Raw genomic sequence first — 16380 nt, forward strand, 5'->3', positions numbered from 1 at the left:
CCCGCGCGCCTGCCCGCGCTGCGCGCTGCGGTGCCGGATGCGGACTTCGTCGCCGGCCCGTTCGCCGCAAACCTGCTGGACGGCGTGGACTTCGTCGCCGTCAGCCCGGGCCTCGCCCCGAACCGCGAACTCGCGGAGATCGCGCCGGCGGCTGTCGAACGTCACGTGCCGCTGTGGGGCGAGATCGAGTTGTTCGCGCAGGCGCTGTCGGCGCTGAAGGCGGAGCAGGGGTATTCCCCGAAAGTCATCGCCATCACGGGCACCAATGGCAAGACGACGGTGACGAGCCTCACCGGCCTGCTGTGCCGCCGCGCCGGTCTCACGACGAAGGTCGCAGGCAACATCAGCCCCGCCGCACTGGACGTGCTGCGCGAGGTGCTTGATGCGGACGAGCTCCCGCAGGCCTGGGTGCTGGAACTCTCCAGCTTCCAGCTGCACACGACGTACAGCCTGAACCCGGACGCGGCGACGGTCCTGAACATCACGCAGGACCACCTCGACTGGCACGGCAGCATGGCCGCCTATGCCGCCGACAAGGCCCGCATCTTCGGCGCCGACACGGTGCGCGTGCTGAACCGCGACGACAGCGTCGTGATGGGCATGACGGCGCCGGGCGCGACGATCACCACGTTCGGCACGGGCGAACCGGATGCGCCGGGCAGCTTCGGCCTCGTGAACGAGCGCGGCGTGCTGTGGCTTGCGAATGCGAATCCTCTGGAAGAACCCGAGAAGAAGAAAAAGAAGAACGACCCGGCGCAATCAACTGAGCCGGTCGAAGTCACGATCAATCGATTGATGCCGGCCGACGCGCTGCGCATCCGCGGCCTGCACAACGCCTCCAACGCGCTGGCCGCGCTGGCGCTGTGCCGCGCTTGTGGCCTGCCGCTGGCGCCGCTGCTGCACGGCCTGCGCGACTACCAGGGCGAGCCGCACCGCGTCGAACTGGTCACCAGCATCGACAACGTCGAGTACTACGACGATTCCAAGGGCACGAACGTGGGCGCGACGGTCGCCGCGCTGGAAGGCCTCGGTAAAACGTTCGGCAAGACCGATCGCCAGATCCTGCTCATCGCGGGCGGCGACGGCAAGGGCCAGGATTTCAGCCCGCTCGCGGGCCCGTGCGCGCGCTACGTGCGCGCCGTGCTGCTGATCGGCCGCGACGGCCCCGCCATCGGCGCCGCATTGGCCCCCACCGGCGTGCCGTGCTTCGACCTGCCGGGATTGCCGGAAGCCGTGCGCCGCGCGAGCGGCCTGGCGAAATCGGGTGACGTCGTGCTGCTGTCGCCCGCGTGCGCGAGCCTGGACATGTTCACGAACTACGCGCACCGCGCCCAGGTCTTCGTCGACGCCGTGCGCGACATCGCGCTCGAGAAGGGACAGGATCTCTGATGGCTTTCCAGATCCCCTTCAAGTTCGGCGGCAGCTCCAGCGATGCGGGAAACAGCGCGATCGCGACGCGCGCACGCCCGTCGCGCATGATGGAATACGACCAGCCGCTCGTGTGGGTCGTGCTGTTGCTGATGCTGTTCGGGATGGTGATGGTGTACTCGGCGTCGATCGCGCTGCCGGACTCGCCCAAGTTCGCCTACCTCGCCGGCAAGAATAACTACTTCCTGGTGCGCCAGGCCATGTTCATCGTGATCTCGATGGTGACGGGCCTGTTCGTCTTCCGTATTCCCGTCGCGACGTGGCAGCGCTTCGCGCCGCTGATGTTCGTCGCCACGCTGGTCCTGCTGGCGCTCGTGCTGATCCCCGGCGTCGGCGTCGTCGTCAACGGCGCGCGCCGCTGGCTGTCGCTGAAGATTTTCAATTTGCAGCCGTCCGAGATCATGAAGGTGGTGTCCGTGCTGTACGCGGCCGACTTCACGGTGCGCAAGCAGCAGTACATGCACAAGCTGACGAAGGGCTTCATGCCGATGGCCGCCGCGATGGCGCTCGTCGGCGCGCTGCTGATGCTCGAACCCGACCTCGGCGCGTTCGGCGTCGTCGTCTGCATCTCGATGGGCATCCTGTTCCTCGGCGGCTTCAACATGATCTGGTTCGGCGGCATCGGCGCCATCCTCGTGCTGGTGTTCTCGACCATCATCGCGCTGTCGCCGTTCCGCCGCGCGCGCATGTTCGCGTACATGAACCCGTGGGAAGAGGGCAATGCGCTGGACAAGGCGTACCAGCTGACGCATTCGCTGATCGCGTTCGGCCGCGGCGAATTCTTCGGCGTGGGCCTGGGCGGTTCCGTCGAGAAGCTGCACTACCTGCCGGAAGCGCACACCGACTTCATCATGGCCGTCATCGGCGAGGAACTGGGTCTCGTCGGCGTGCTCATCGTGATCGGCCTGTTCTACTGGCTCGTCAAGCGCGCGTTCGACATCGGCCGCCAGGCCATCGCGCTGGAACAGCACTTCGCCGGCCTCGCCGCGAAAGGCATCGGCATCTGGATCGGCGTGCAGGTGTTCATCAACATGGGCGTGAACCTGGGCCTGCTGCCCACGAAGGGCCTGACGTTGCCGCTGATGAGCTATGGCGGTTCCGGCGTGCTGTTCAACTGCGTGGGTCTCGCGATCCTGCTGCGCATCGATTACGAAAACCGGGTACGGATGCGGGGAGGCCGTCAATGACCAGGAAGCTCATGATCATGGCCGCCGGCACCGGTGGCCACATCTTTCCCGGCATCGCCATCGCGCAATCGATGCGCGAGCGCGGCTGGGAAGTCTCGTGGCTGGGCACGCAGCACGGCATGGAAAAGGATATCGTGCCGAAGCACGGCATCCCGATGGATTCCATCGACTTCGCCGGCATGCGCGGCAAGGGCATCGCGCACACGGTGTCCGGCGCGTTCAAGCTCGTCGCCAGCTTTGCATCAATCCGCAAGTACCTCGCATTGCGCCGCCCGGACGTCGTGCTGGGCATGGGCGGCTACGTGACGGTGCCGGGCGGGATGATGGCGCGCTCGCGCGGCATCCCGTTGGCGCTCGTGAACGCGGATGCGGCCCTGCTCCTGTCGAACAAGACCTTGAGCCCGCTCGCGCAGCGCGTGCTGTTCGGCTTCCCGGCCGATTTCGGCAAGGCGGCAGGTAAAGCCGTCGTCACCGGCAACCCGGTGCGCAAGGAAATCCTCGAGATGCCCTCGCCGGGCCACCGCTTCGCCGGCCGCACCGGCCCGCTGAACATCCTCGTCGTGGGCGGCAGCCTCGGTGCGAAGGTGCTCAACGACAGCGTGCCGGCCGCGCTGGCGCTGATCCCGGAAGGGCTGCGTCCGACCGTGACCCACCAGTCGGGCAAGAAGAACATCGATGCGTTGCGTGCCGCGTACGCGCAGGCGGGCGTGCAGGCGAACGTGGTCGACTTCATCGACGACATGGCGGCGGAATATGCGAACGCGGACCTCGTGATCTGCCGCGCCGGCGCGATCACGATCTCGGAACTGACGGCGGCCGGCGTCGCGAGCGTGCTCGTGCCGTTCGTCGCCAGCACGACGAGCCACCAGCGCGACAACGCGATCTGGATGGCGGGGCAGAAGGCGGCCGTGCACCTGCCGCAAGGCGAACTGAATCCGCAGCAGCTGGCAAAGCTGCTGCAAACCACCACGCGCGACGACTGCCTGGCGATGGCCGAGGCGGCGCAGGCCGTGGGACGGCGCGACGCCAATGCGGCGATCGCGCGCGTACTTGAAGAACTGGCGAACGGCGGACAATGAAACACAAGATCAAACACATTCACTTCGTCGGCATCGGCGGCAGCGGCATGAGCGGCATCGCGGAAGTGCTGCTGAACCTCGGCTATAAAGTGTCGGGCTCGGACCTCGCGTCGAACGCGGCCAGCCAGCGCCTGCAGCAGCTGGGCGCGGACGTGCGCATCGGCCACGCGGCGGACAACATCGCCGGCGCGGACGCCGTCGTCACGTCGACCGCCGTCAACGAAGCGAATCCGGAAGTCGTCGCCGCGCGCGCCGCGAAAGTCCCCATCGTCCCGCGCGCGATCATGCTGGGTGAGTTGATGCGCCTGAAGCGCGGCATCGCCATCGCCGGCACGCACGGCAAGACGACGACGACGAGCCTCGTCGCGTCCGTGCTCGCGCAGGGTGGCCTGGACCCGACGTTCGTCATCGGCGGGCGCCTGAACAGCGCGGGCGCCAACGCGAAGCTGGGCACCGGCGACTACATCGTGGCCGAGGCGGACGAATCGGATGCGTCGTTCCTGAACCTGTCGCCGATGATCGAGGTGATCACCAACATCGACGCCGACCACATGGACACGTACGAACACGACTTCGAGAAGCTGAAGGGCGCGTTCGTCAACTTCACGCACCGCCTGCCGTTCTACGGCCGCGCGATGATGTGCATCGACGACGCGAACGTGCGGGCTATCCTGCCGCAGGTGACGAAGCCCGTGACCACGTACGGCTTTTCGGAAGACGCCGAAGTGCGCGCCCTGAACGCGCGCGCCCAGGGCATCCAGATGCATTTCACCGTGCGCCAGCAGGGCTATCCGGACACGGACTTCGTGCTGAACCAGCCGGGCATGCACAACGTGCTGAACGCCTGCTCCGCGATCGCGATCGCGCGCGAGATCGGCGTGCCGGACGAAGCGACGGCGCAGGGCCTGCGCGAATTCAACGGCGTGGGCCGCCGCTTCACGCGCTACGGCGAGATCGAACTGCCGCAGGGCGGCAGCTTCACGCTCGTCGACGACTACGGCCACCACCCGGTGGAAGCCCAGGTCACGCTGGCCGCCGCGCGCGCCGCGTATCCGGGCCGCCGCCTCGTGCTGGCGTTCCAGCCGCACCGCTATAGCCGCACCCGCGACCTGTTCGAGGACTTCGTCAAGGTGCTGGCCGCGCCGGACGTGCTGCTGCTGGCCGAGGTGTATCCGGCCGGCGAAGCCCCGATCGTGGCGGCGGACGGCCGCGCGCTCGCGCGCGCGCTGCGCGCGGGCGGCCAGGTCGAACCGATTTTCGTGGAAGCGATCGCCGACATGCCGGCGACGATCCTCAAGGTGGCGCGCGACGGCGACGTCGTGCTCACCATGGGCGCCGGCTCCATCGGCGGCGTTCCCCATCAACTGACATCGAATCAAAAGGTAACATCGTGAGCATTACGGAAACCGACGCAAAAGCCCTGGGCAAGGTCGGCGTGCTGTTCGGCGGCCTGTCCGCCGAGCGCGAGATTTCGCTGATCTCCGGCAGCGGCGTGCTGCAGGCGCTGAAATCGAAGGGGATCGACGCGCATGCGTTCGACCCGGCCGAGCGCTCGCTGGCCGAACTGGCCGCGGAAAAATTCGACCGCGTGTTCATCGCGCTGCACGGCCGCTACGGCGAGGACGGCACGCTGCAGGGCGCGCTGGAACTGCTGGGCATCCCGTACACGGGCAGCGGCGTGATGGCGTCCTCCGTCGGCATGGACAAGGTCACGACCAAGATCGTGTGGCTGGCGGCCGGCGTGCCGACGCCGCGCTACGTCACCATCGCGGCCGGTGCGAACGTCGACACGGATGCCATCGTCGCCGAACTGGGCCTGCCGCTGATCGTCAAGCCGCCGCTCGAAGGTTCCACGATCGGCATCACCAAGGTGGTCGACGCGGCAGCGCTGCAGGCCGCCGTCGACCTGGCGCGCCAGTACGACAAGGTGGTGCTGGTCGAGCAGTTCATCCAGGGCCGCGAATTTTCCGTGCCGGTGCTGGGCAGCGGCCCCACCGCGCGCGCGCTGCCGATCGTGGAGATCGTCGCACCCGAGGGCAATTACGACTACCAGAACAAGTACTTCACGGACGACACCAAGTACCACTGCCCGGCGCCGCTCGACGAAGCCACGACCAAGGCGATCCAGGCGCACGTGGTGAACGCGTACCGCGCGCTCGGCTGCGAAGGCTGGAGCCGCATCGACGTGCTGCTGCGCGCGTCGGACAACGAGCCGTTCCTGCTGGAGGTGAACACGTCGCCGGGCATGACGACGCACTCGCTCGTGCCGATGGCGGCGCGTGCCGAGGGCACGAGTTACGAAGACCTGTGCGTGGACATCCTGCGCTCCGCCAGCCTGAAAGCTGGCCAGGCCAAGAAGGGATAAGGAAGCAAAGATGTGGCATGACGTGCGAGCTCTGAACGCAACCGCCAGCGCGCTGACCGCGCTGGCGGTGCTCGCGTGCGTGGCGTCGGGAGTGTGGTGGCTGTCGCAGCGCCCGATGTTCACGTTGCGCGCGGTGCGGGTCGAGAGCATGTACGGGCTGGACCTGCAGCACGTGAACGAGCTGACGGTGCGTAACGGGGTGCTCGGGAAGATCAGCGGTAACTTCTTCACGACCGACCTCGAACAGGTGCGCACGACCTTCGAGGCCGTGCCGTGGGTGCGCAAGGCCAGCGTGCGCCGCGAGTGGCCGAACCAGCTGATCGTGCAGGTGGAAGAGCACGAGGCGCTCGGTACCTGGGGCGAGGACGGCAAGCTGTTGTCGGTGAAAGGCGACGTGTTCACGGCCAACCTGGGCGAGGCCGAGACCGACGAGGACCACGCACTGCCTGCGTTCGATGGTCCTCCCGGCAGCGAGAAGGAAGTGCTGACGCGCTTCGCGGAACTGCGCCGCTGGTTCGCGCCGATCCGCCTGATGCCGGAGTCGATCAGCCTGTCGAACCGCTACGCCTGGACCGTGAAGCTGAACAATGGCATGAGCGTGGAGCTGGGGCGCGAGAAGGACAAGGACACGCTGCACGGGCGCGTGCAGCGGCTGGTGAGCATTTACCCCCAGCTGGTGGCTAGACTGCAGGAGGGGCGCATCGATACGATCGACATGCGCTATCCGAACGGTCTCGCATTGTCCTCGGCGGCATTGACCGTGCCGGCGGATGCGACCAAGCCCGTGAAGGCGGCAGTGAAGAAAAAAACAAATACCAAAACTACAAAGCAGATCTAATTTAAGCAGGCGACAGCAAACATGACAAAAGACGCGAAGAACCTGATCGTCGGCCTCGACATCGGTACCTCGAAGGTGGTGGCGGTAGTGGCCGAAGTGATGGCCGATGGCCGCCACGAGGTGATCGGACTGGGCCAGCACGAATCCAAGGGTTTGAAGAAGGGCGTTGTCGTCAACATCGAAGCGACCGTCGAATCCATCCAGCGCGCGCTCGAGGAAGCCGAGCTGATGGCCGACTGCAAGATCCGCAACGTGTATGCGGGGATCGCCGGCAGCCATATCCGTTCGTTCAACTCGAGCGGCATGGTCGCCATCAAGGACAAGGAAGTGACGGCCACGGACGTGGCGCGCGTGATCGAGACGGCGAAGGCCGTGAACATCCCGACCGACCAGCAGCTGCTGCACACGGTGCCGCAGGAATTCATCGTCGACAACCAGGAAGACGTGCGCGAGCCGATCGGCATGAGCGGCATCCGCCTCGAGGTGCGCGTGCACATCGTCACCGGTGCGGTGTCCGCGGTCCAGAATATTGTAAAGTGCGTGCGCCGCTGCGGCCTCGAGGTGTCGGACCTGATCCTGCAGCCGATGGCGTCGGCCGATTCCGTGCTGACGAACGACGAGAAGGAACTGGGCGTCGTGCTGATCGACATCGGCGGCGGCACCACCGACATCGCGGTGTTCAGCGATGGCGCGATCCGCCACACGGCCGTGCTGCCGATCGCCGGCGACCAGATCACGAGCGACATCGCGATGGCGCTGCGCACGCCGACCGGCGAGGCGGAAGAGATCAAGATCCGCTACGGCGTGGCCAAGCAGGTGCTGGCCGATCCGGGCGAGTCGCTGGAAGTGCCGGGCCTCGGCGACCGCGGTCCGCGTTCGCTGTCGCGCCAGGCGCTGGCTGCCGTGATCGAGCCGCGCGTGGAAGAACTGTTCGCGATGGTGCACCAGGTCGTGCGCGAGTCCGGCTACGAAGGCGTGCTCTCGTCGGGCATCGTGCTGACGGGCGGTTCGTCGATCATGCCGGGCATGATCGAAATGGCGGAAGACATCTTCCTGAAGCCGGCGCGCCTCGGCACGCCGGAATACCGCGGCCAACTGGCGGACGTCGTGCGCAGCCCGCGCTACGCGACGGTCCTCGGTCTGCTGCTGGAAGCGAAAAAACAGTACCTGCGCGGTCATATCGTCACCCGTCAGGACGGGTCGGTGAAGGCAGTGTGGCAACGAATGAAAGAGTGGTTCCTCGGGAATTTCTGAGGCGGCGGAGGACCGCAGCGCGCGTGAGCCAGGATGGGAACAACGTAAACGCAACGCGTGGCGGGTTTTTCGGAGTGGTTGTAACAGCTAGTAGCAGATTTGCTTGGTAACGGACACGAAACATTTTTAAAATAGTGGCGCGTTTCCAATCTCGAGTCCTGGCTTCTTGTGCGAGGATTCGGGCTTGGAAACGGCTCATCGAGATTAGGAGTTCATCATGGAGTTCGATATGGTCGATAACGCAGCATTGGGCACGGTCATCAAGGTCGTCGGCGTTGGCGGCGCGGGTGGCAATGCGGTCCAGCATATGATCAACAAGGGCGTCGCCGGCGTGGAGTTCATCGCGGCGAATACCGACGCCCAGGCGCTGGCCGCATCCAGCGCCCACAACATCATCCAGATCGGCGAGTCCGGCCTGGGTGCGGGCATGCGTCCGGAAATCGGCCGCCAGCTGGCCGAGCAATCGCGCATGCGCATCGAAGACGCGCTGCGCGGTGCGCACATGGTCTTCATCGCCGCCGGCATGGGCGGCGGCACGGGCACCGGCGCCGCGCCGATCGTCGCGGAAGTCGCCAAGAGCCTGGGCGCGCTGACCGTGGCCGTCGTCTCGAAGCCGTTCTCGTACGAAGGCCAGAAGTGCATGGACGTCGCCGAAAACGGCCTGAACGAACTGACCAAGCACGTCGACTCGCTGATCGTCATCCTGAACGAGAAGCTGGAAGACATCTACGAAGACGAATCGATGCTGGACTGGATGAAGCATGCGGACGATGTGCTGAACAACGCCGTCGCCGGTATCGCCGAGATCATCAACGTCCCGGGCCACATCAACGTCGACTTCAACGACGTGAAGACCATCATGAGCGAGCAGGGCAAGGCCATGATGGGTACCGCGACCGCGTCGGGCGTCGACCGCGCGCGCATCGCCGCCGAGCAGGCCGTCGCTTCGCCGCTGCTGGACGGCATCGACCTGTCGGGCGCGAAGGGCGTCCTGGTGAACGTCACCGCATCGCGCGGCCTGAAAGGCAAGGAGATCAAGGAAGTCATGGCCGCCGTGCGCGCCTTCGCGGCACCGGACGCCGCGATCGCACAAGGCATCGCCTACGACGACGAGATGGGCGACGAACTGCGCGTGACCGTCGTCGCGACGGGCCTGGGCAAGAACAAGGCCAACATCTCGCTGGTGCAGCCGCAGCAGGTGCTGCGCACCGGCACGTACGGCGCGCCGATGATGTCGGGCACCCCGGGCGTGACGGCCGGCGTGACCATGGGTACGGCGACCGCCGGCGCGATGGACGGCATGAAGCAGCCGGCCGTGTGGCGCCGCGAGCAGGCCTCCGAGCAGGTGCGCGCGATGCAGAACAACGGTGTCGAGACCTACGACATCCCGGCGTTCCTGCGCAAGCAAGCCGACTAAGTAGCAGACTCCAACGCCGGCTGACCACCGGCGCTCCATGATGCGGGGCCAGGCTGTTCCAAGCAGCCTGGCCTTTCGTTTTTGAGAACCGGGGTCAGAGCCCGATTTTTGGAAATGGCTCGTGGGCAGTTGCCAAAATAAGGGCTCTGACCCCGGTTCTATTTGGTTCAGGCATACTTGCGGGTTCTGAAACTTTGAAAGGAATACCACCATGACGATCCAGATCGGCGACCGCCTGCCGGAAGGCGCCCTGCAAGAATTCATCGACGTCGAAACCGAAGGCTGCGCGCTCGGTCCGAACACGTTCAACGTGGCTGACCTCGTGAAAGGTAAAACCATCGCCATCTTCGGCCTGCCGGGCGCCTTCACCCCGACCTGCTCCGCGCAGCACCTGCCCGGCTACATCCAGCTGGCCGACCAGCTGAAAGCCAAGGGCGTCGACGAGATCTGGTGCATCTCCGTGAACGACGCATTCGTGATGGGCGCGTGGGGCCGCGACCAGAAGGCCACCGGCATCGTGCGCATGATGGCCGACGGCAGCGCCACGTTCACCAAGGCGCTGGGCCTGGAATTCGACCTCGTCGCCAAGGGCTTCGGCGTGCGCTCGAAGCGCTACTCGATGCTGGTGCAGGACGGCGTCGTCAAGCAGCTGAACATCGAGAACGGCGGCTTCGACGTGTCGTCGGCCGAGACGCTGCTCAAGCAACTGGGCTGATCGACCCTTGATCATCAACACCGAAACGCCGGACCAGCCCGAGGTGCGCGACATGCTCGCGCGCCTCGACGCGTACTGCGCCGCGCTGTATCCGGCCGAGAGCAACCACCTGATGGACGTCGCGTCGCTGATGCAGGGCGACGTGCTGTTCCTGGTCGCGCGCGACGTGGACGGTGCGGCGGTCGGGTGCGCGGCGCTCGTCAACCAGCAGGAGTATGGCTCAGTTTATGGTGAGATCAAACGCATGTTCGTGGACGAGCGCAAGCGCGGCCTCGGCACCGGGCGCAAGCTGCTCGAGCACCTCGTGATGTTCGCGCGGATGTCCGGCCTGTCGGTGCTGCGCCTGGAGACCGGCATTCACCAGCCGGAAGCCATCGGGTTGTACGAGCGTCTCGGCTTCGAGCGCCGCGCGCCGTTCGGCGATTACCGGGAGGATCCGCTGTCGCTGTTCATGGAGATGCCGCTTTGAGAGATCGCCCATGAGCCGCCTCGCCGGGAATCTGCGCAGCATCCGCGCGATGCTGGTCTGCGTCGCCATGTTCTCCATTATGGACATGACGATGAAGCTCCTGTCCGCGCACTTCCCGGCGATGCAGGTGGCGTCGATCCGCGCGTTGTCCGCACTGCCGCTCGTCGGCGCTTATCTATTCTGGCGCGGCGGACAGCGGTCGCTCTTGCAGATCCGCTGGCCGCTGCACCTGCTGCGCGGCGCGATCGGCATCGCGATGCTGGCGCTGTTCACGTACGGCCTCAAGACGCTGTCGCTGGCCGAAGCGTATTCGATCTTTTTCATCGGCCCGATCCTGATCACGGTGCTGTCCGTGTTCGTGCTGGGCGAGCGCGTGAACGGCGCGCGCTGGATCGCGATCGGCGTCGGCATGGCCGGCGTGCTCGTCGTGCTGCGGCCGACCGGTGCCGGCTTTTTCTCGCTGGGCGGACTCGCGGTGCTGACCGCGGCCGTGTGCTATGCCGTGTCGGCCGTGGCCGGACGCGTGCTCGCGCGCACGGACCGAGGCGAGCACATGATGTTCTGGCTGATGGTGCTGATGGCCATCGGTGCAACGCCCATGGCCGCGCCCGCGTGGGTGCCCGTGCAGGCCGGGCACTGGCTGCTGATCCTGATGCTGGCCGTGAGCGGCTTTTTCGGCCAGCTGGCGCTGACGGAGGCGTTCAGCCACGGCGAGGCGTCCGTGGTGGCGCCGTTCGAATACACGGCGCTGGCCTGGGGCGTGGCCATCGACTGGCTCATGTGGAAAACCTTGCCAGATGAATACACTTTACTGGGCGCCGCCATCATCATTGGCAGTGGCCTGTACCTGATCCGCCACGAAACCACTCACGCGGAAGCCGAGCATCCTTGAAAACGTGGTGTTCCTGCCACCGGGGCAGGCGGGTCCCGGCAAGGCTGTAAACGCTACGATATAATCGAACGATGCTCAAACAACGAACCATCAAACAACTGGTGCGCACGACAGGTGTCGGCTTGCACTCCGGAACCAAGGTCGAGCTGACCCTGCGTCCGGCGGCCGCCGATACGGGCATCGTGTTCCGCCGCGTCGATCTCGACCCCATCGTCGAGTTCCCGTCGAATGCCGATATCGTGGGCGATACGCGCATGGCGTCGGTGCTCACGCAGGGCAATGCGCGCGTCTCGACCGTCGAGCACCTGATGTCGGCCTGCGCCGGCCTCGGCATCGACAACCTGTACGTCGACGTCACGGCCGAAGAGATTCCGATCATGGACGGTTCCGCGTCGTCGTTCGTCTTCCTGCTGCAGCAAGCGGGTGTGCAGGAGCAGGCCGCGCCCAAGAAGTTCATCCGCGTGCTGAAACCCGTGGAAGTCCGCCAGGGCAGCGGTGCCAACGAGAAATGGGCGCGCCTGACCCCGTACGACGGCTTCAAGCTCGACTTCTTCATCGAATTCAACCACCCGGCCGTGGACGGCACGACGCAGCGCGCGATCGTCGACTTCGGCAAGGTCTCGTACGTGCACGACGTGGCGCGTGCCCGCACGTTCGGCTTCATGCAGGACGTGGAAAGCCTGCGCGGCATGGGCCTGGCGCGCGGCGGTTCGCTGGAAAACGCGATCGTGATGGACGAGTACCGCATCCTGAATGCGGACGGCCTGCGCTACGACGACGAGTTCGTGCGCCATAAAATCCTCGACGCGATCGGCGACCTGTATCTCGTCGGCTCGCCGCTGCTGGCCAGCTACGAGGCGCACAAGTCGGGCCACGGCCTGAACAACCTGCTGCTGCGCGAGCTGTTGGCGCATCCTGATTCGTACGAGATCGTGACGTTCGATGCGCAGGAGCGGGCGCCGGTGTCCTACGGCGCGCAGATGGAAAGGGAGTGGGCGCTGACCTAACTGCCGTCATTCCCGCTCAGGCGGGAATAGTGCCACTGGCACTATTCCCTCCATACGCCGTGTGCTCGCTGGCTCAGCATGGGTTCCCGCTTCCGCGGGAACGACGTTGTTATTTCTTCCGTCTCTCCGCCAGCCTCTTGATTGCCGCGATCAGCGCCGCGTTCTGCGGCGTTTCCGGCAACGTCTCCCCCAACTGCTCGAACGCATCCACCGCCGTCGGCGGCAAGGTCAGCGAGGACGGCTTCAGCTCCTCGCGCACGGGCACGTTCGGCCGCATCTGGATCTTGATGCGCACGTTCTCCACCTGCCATCCCTTTTTCTGCAAACCCGCCTGCAACTTGGGCAGCTGCTGCTTGAGCTTGGCCGCGACGGCGGAAGAGGGCACGGCGAGGGTCAGCACGGCATCCTGGAACGACAGCACGTCGCAGCCGGCGTACATCGGCGGCAGGATTACCTTGACGTCACGCTGCAAATTGCCCACGCGCAGGGCGGTCGGCATCAGGGCGGCGAGGCGGTCGTTGGCGCGCAGGAAGTCGGTCGCGACGAACGACGTCTTGCGGTCGCGGGTGCCGTAGATGTGGAAGGGACGCTGGTTCGAAGAAGACTGCATGCTCGGAACATACCACAGCCGCCGGCCCTGCCGCGAAGAATCGTGCACCTTGTGTGAAATCGAATGCAATTCGATAACATTTTTTGCCAGCCGCACTTGTGATCCGCCGGGCGACCCCCAAGTGTGGCCGGATCGCATGATAAAATCGGTGGCTTTTTGCCATTGGTGCTCTCGGGGAGATATGTTTTTGCTATCATCCTGGGCTCCTCGGACCTTTTTCGCGGCGTACTTTTGAAGAACACAGCATGTCATTCCTGACCAAGATTTTCGGCAGCCGTAACCAGCGTCTGCTCAAGCAATACCAAAAATCCGTACGCGAGATCAACGCGCTCGAGCCGCAGATGGAAGCGCTGTCCGATGCCGATCTCCAGGCAAAGACAAACGAATTCAAGCAACGCCTGGCCGGGGGCGCCACGCTGGACGATATCCTCGTGGAAGCCTTCGCCGTCTGCCGCGAAGCCGCCAAGCGCGTCATGAAGATGCGCCACTTCGACGTGCAGCTGATCGGCGGCATGGTCCTCCACTACGGCAAGATCGCCGAGATGGGCACCGGCGAGGGTAAAACGCTGATGGCGACCCTGCCCGTGTACCTGAACGCGCTGTCCGGCAAGGGCGTGCACGTCGTGACGGTCAACGATTACCTGGCCCAGCGCGACGCCGAGCAGATGGGCCGCCTGTACGGCTGGCTCGGTTTGACGACGGGCGTGAACCTGTCGCAGATGGATCACGACAGCAAGCAGAAGGCCTACGGTTCCGACATCACCTACGGCACCAACAACGAATACGGTTTCGACTACCTGCGCGACAACATGGTCTACGAGATGCGCGAGCGCGTGCAGCGTGGCCTGAACTTCGCCGTGGTCGACGAGGTGGACTCGATCCTGATCGACGAAGCGCGTACGCCGCTGATCATTTCCGGGCAGGCCGAGAACCACACCGAGCTGTACCACAAGATCAACGAAGTCCCGCCGCTGCTGACCCTGCAGATCGGCGAGGAGACCCCGGACGGCAAGGGCAACATCGAAGTCCCGGGCGACTACACGAAGGACGAGAAGGCGCACACCGTGCTGCTGACCGAGGCCGGCCACGAAAAGGCCGAGGCCATCCTCACGAAGATGGGCCTGCTGCCGGAAGGCGCCTCGCTGTACGACGCCGCCAACATCACGCTGATCCACCACCTGTACGCCGCCCTGCGCGCGCACGTGCTGTACCACAAGGACCAGCACTACGTCGTGCAGAACAACGAGGTCGTGATCGTCGACGAATTCACCGGCCGCCTGATGACGGGCCGCCGCTGGTCCGACGGCCTGCACCAGGCCGTGGAAGCGAAAGAGGGTGTGCGCATCCAGAACGAGAACCAGACGCTGGCCTCGATCACGTTCCAGAACTACTTCCGCATGTACAGCAAGCTGTCGGGCATGACGGGTACGGCGGACACGGAAGCGTACGAATTCCAGGAGATCTACGGCCTGGAAACCGTCGTCGTCCCGCCGAACCGTCCGTCGCAGCGCAAGGACCGCCAGGACCAGGTGTACAAGACGGCGCAGGAAAAATACCAGGCGATGGTGAACGACATCCGCGACTGCTACGAGCGCGGCCAGCCGGTCCTCGTCGGTACGACGTCGATCGAGAACTCGGAACTGCTGTCGGGCATCCTGGACCAGGCCAAGCTGCCGCACAACGTGCTGAACGCGAAGCAGCACGCCCGCGAGGCGGAGATCATCGCGCAGGCCGGTCGTCCGAAGATGATCACCATCGCCACCAACATGGCCGGCCGCGGTACTGACATCGTCCTGGGCGGCAACGTCGAGAAGCAGATCCAGTTCATCGAAGCGGACGAATCGCTGTCGCCGGAACAGAAGGCCGAGCAGTCGGCCAAGCTGCGCGAGGAATGGCAATCGCTGCACGACCACGTCGTCGCGCAGGGCGGCCTGCACATCATCGGCACCGAACGCCACGAGTCGCGCCGCGTCGACAACCAGCTGCGCGGCCGTTCGGGCCGCCAGGGCGACCCGGGTTCGTCGCGCTTCTACCTGTCGCTGGACGACCCGTTGCTGCGCATCTTCGCGGGCGACCGCGTGCGCGCCGTGATGGACCGCCTCAAGATGCCGGAAGGCGAACCGATCGAAGCGGGCATGGTCACGCGCTCGATCGAAGGCGCGCAGCGCAAGGTCGAGGCCCGCAACTTCGACATCCGCAAGCAGCTGCTGGAATACGACGACGTCGCCAACGACCAGCGCAAGGTGATCTACACCCAGCGTAACGAGTTGCTGGAAGCGGCCGACATCTCCGAGCTGATCGCCAGCTTGCGCATCGGCGTGTTCACCGACGTCGTGCGCACCCATGTGCCGGCGGAGTCGGTGGAAGAGCAGTGGGACATTCCGACGCTGGAGCGCGTGCTGGCCGACGAATGGGCCCTGCCGGTGCCGCTGGCGAAGATGCTGGAGGAAGAGCCGAACCTGAACGACGACGACATCCTCGAACGCGTGCTGGCCGCCGCGGAGAGCTCGTACGAAGCGAAGGTCGGCATCGTCGGCAAGGAAGCGTTCGGCGGCTTCGAGCGCAACGTCATGCTGCAGAACATCGACACGCACTGGCGCGAGCACCTGGCCGCGCTGGACCACCTGCGCCAGGGCATCCACCTGCGCGGTTATGCGCAGAAGAACCCGAAGCAGGAATACAAGCGCGAAGCGTTCGAACTGTTCGGCGCGATGCTCGACCAGATCAAGAACGAAGTCATCCGCACCATCATGACCGTCCGCATCCAGACCCGCGAGGAAGTCGAGGCGGCGGAAGCGGCGATGCAGGCAGCGGCTGCACACCTGGAAAACGTCAACTACCAGCACGCCGACTTCGACCCGACGGCGGCGCCGGAAGAACTGATGGCACCGCTCGCAGTCACTCCAGGCACGACGGCGATGGCGGACGATCCGGCCACCACCTACATGGGCGTGAAGGTCGGCCGCAACGACCCGTGCCCGTGCGGCAGCGGCAAGAAGTTCAAGGCTTGCCACGGCAAGCTGGCGTGATGCCGTAACCCCCAAAAAAAAGGTTCTTCACGGATTTCCGGGAAACGCGGCTTTGATCTTCAGGAAGAAGAAGGCGCTATCCCGGTAGCC

14 protein-coding genes are annotated in these 16380 nt (G+C 65.3%); 13 read left to right on the forward strand and 1 reads right to left on the reverse strand.

Annotation, left to right across the window (positions count from 1 at the left end; translation table 11 throughout):
• From murD to lpxC, 12 genes are all read left to right on the forward strand, one after another.
• The coding region (murD, locus tag ACEN88_RS09565) for a UDP-N-acetylmuramoyl-L-alanine--D-glutamate ligase (RefSeq protein ID WP_413339090.1) at nucleotides 1-1389 on the forward strand (1389 nt) is incomplete at its 5' end.
• Nucleotides 1389-2615, forward strand: coding sequence for a putative lipid II flippase FtsW (gene ftsW / locus ACEN88_RS09570; RefSeq protein ID WP_413339092.1), 1227 nt, complete (start codon nucleotides 1389-1391; stop codon nucleotides 2613-2615). The genes murD and ftsW, both read left to right, overlap by 1 nt.
• Nucleotides 2612-3694: an undecaprenyldiphospho-muramoylpentapeptide beta-N-acetylglucosaminyltransferase gene (murG, locus tag ACEN88_RS09575; RefSeq protein WP_413339094.1), complete on the forward strand. Its 1083-nt coding sequence runs from the start codon at nucleotides 2612-2614 to the stop codon at nucleotides 3692-3694. Before ftsW ends, murG begins: the two co-directional genes overlap by 4 nt.
• The gene (murC, locus tag ACEN88_RS09580; protein WP_371768690.1) at nucleotides 3691-5088 is read left to right on the forward strand and encodes a UDP-N-acetylmuramate--L-alanine ligase; all 1398 of its coding nucleotides are present in this window, start codon (nucleotides 3691-3693) and stop codon (nucleotides 5086-5088) included. Before murG ends, murC begins: the two co-directional genes overlap by 4 nt.
• Nucleotides 5085-6059 carry a D-alanine--D-alanine ligase gene (locus ACEN88_RS09585; RefSeq protein WP_413339097.1) on the forward strand — a complete coding sequence of 325 codons (975 nt, stop codon included), beginning with the start codon at nucleotides 5085-5087 and terminating at the stop codon, nucleotides 6057-6059. Before murC ends, ACEN88_RS09585 begins: the two co-directional genes overlap by 4 nt.
• A gap of 10 nt (nucleotides 6060-6069) precedes the next feature.
• Complete coding sequence (locus ACEN88_RS09590) at nucleotides 6070-6897, forward strand: cell division protein FtsQ/DivIB (protein WP_413339099.1); 828 nt, start codon at nucleotides 6070-6072, stop codon at nucleotides 6895-6897.
• Nucleotides 6898-6918: 21 nt separating this feature from the next.
• Entirely contained in the window at nucleotides 6919-8151 is a 1233-nt protein-coding gene (ftsA, locus tag ACEN88_RS09595) for a cell division protein FtsA (RefSeq protein WP_056122830.1), read from the forward strand.
• A 217-nt stretch (nucleotides 8152-8368) separates the two neighbouring features.
• Nucleotides 8369-9568, forward strand: coding sequence for a cell division protein FtsZ (gene ftsZ / locus ACEN88_RS09600; protein ID WP_056122832.1), 1200 nt, complete (start codon nucleotides 8369-8371; stop codon nucleotides 9566-9568).
• A 211-nt stretch (nucleotides 9569-9779) separates the two neighbouring features.
• Entirely contained in the window at nucleotides 9780-10283 is a 504-nt protein-coding gene (locus ACEN88_RS09605) for a peroxiredoxin (RefSeq protein WP_413339101.1), read from the forward strand.
• A gap of 7 nt (nucleotides 10284-10290) precedes the next feature.
• A complete protein-coding gene (locus ACEN88_RS09610; protein ID WP_413339103.1) occupies nucleotides 10291-10752 on the forward strand; it encodes a GNAT family N-acetyltransferase in 462 nt (153 codons plus the stop codon).
• 10 nt (nucleotides 10753-10762) lie between these two features.
• Complete coding sequence (locus ACEN88_RS09615; RefSeq protein WP_413339105.1) at nucleotides 10763-11644, forward strand: DMT family transporter; 882 nt, start codon at nucleotides 10763-10765, stop codon at nucleotides 11642-11644.
• Between the two features lie 71 nt (nucleotides 11645-11715).
• Nucleotides 11716-12651 carry a UDP-3-O-acyl-N-acetylglucosamine deacetylase gene (lpxC, locus tag ACEN88_RS09620; protein ID WP_413339107.1) on the forward strand — a complete coding sequence of 312 codons (936 nt, stop codon included), beginning with the start codon at nucleotides 11716-11718 and terminating at the stop codon, nucleotides 12649-12651.
• Nucleotides 12652-12760: 109 nt separating this feature from the next.
• Here the strand turns inward: lpxC and ACEN88_RS09625 are convergent, their stop codons facing one another.
• Nucleotides 12761-13261 carry a DciA family protein gene (locus ACEN88_RS09625; RefSeq protein ID WP_056122844.1) on the reverse strand — a complete coding sequence of 167 codons (501 nt, stop codon included), beginning with the start codon at nucleotides 13259-13261 and terminating at the stop codon, nucleotides 12761-12763.
• Nucleotides 13262-13506: 245 nt separating this feature from the next.
• Between ACEN88_RS09625 and secA the strand changes: the two genes are divergently transcribed.
• On the forward strand, nucleotides 13507-16290 hold the full coding sequence (secA, locus tag ACEN88_RS09630; RefSeq protein WP_413339109.1) for a preprotein translocase subunit SecA: 2784 nt from the start codon (nucleotides 13507-13509) through the stop codon (nucleotides 16288-16290).
• The last annotated feature ends 90 nt before the right edge of the window (nucleotides 16291-16380 follow it).

Source organism: Massilia sp. CT11-108, from assembly GCF_047302915.1.
Taxonomy (GTDB): domain Bacteria; phylum Pseudomonadota; class Gammaproteobacteria; order Burkholderiales; family Burkholderiaceae_D; genus Telluria; species Telluria orientalis.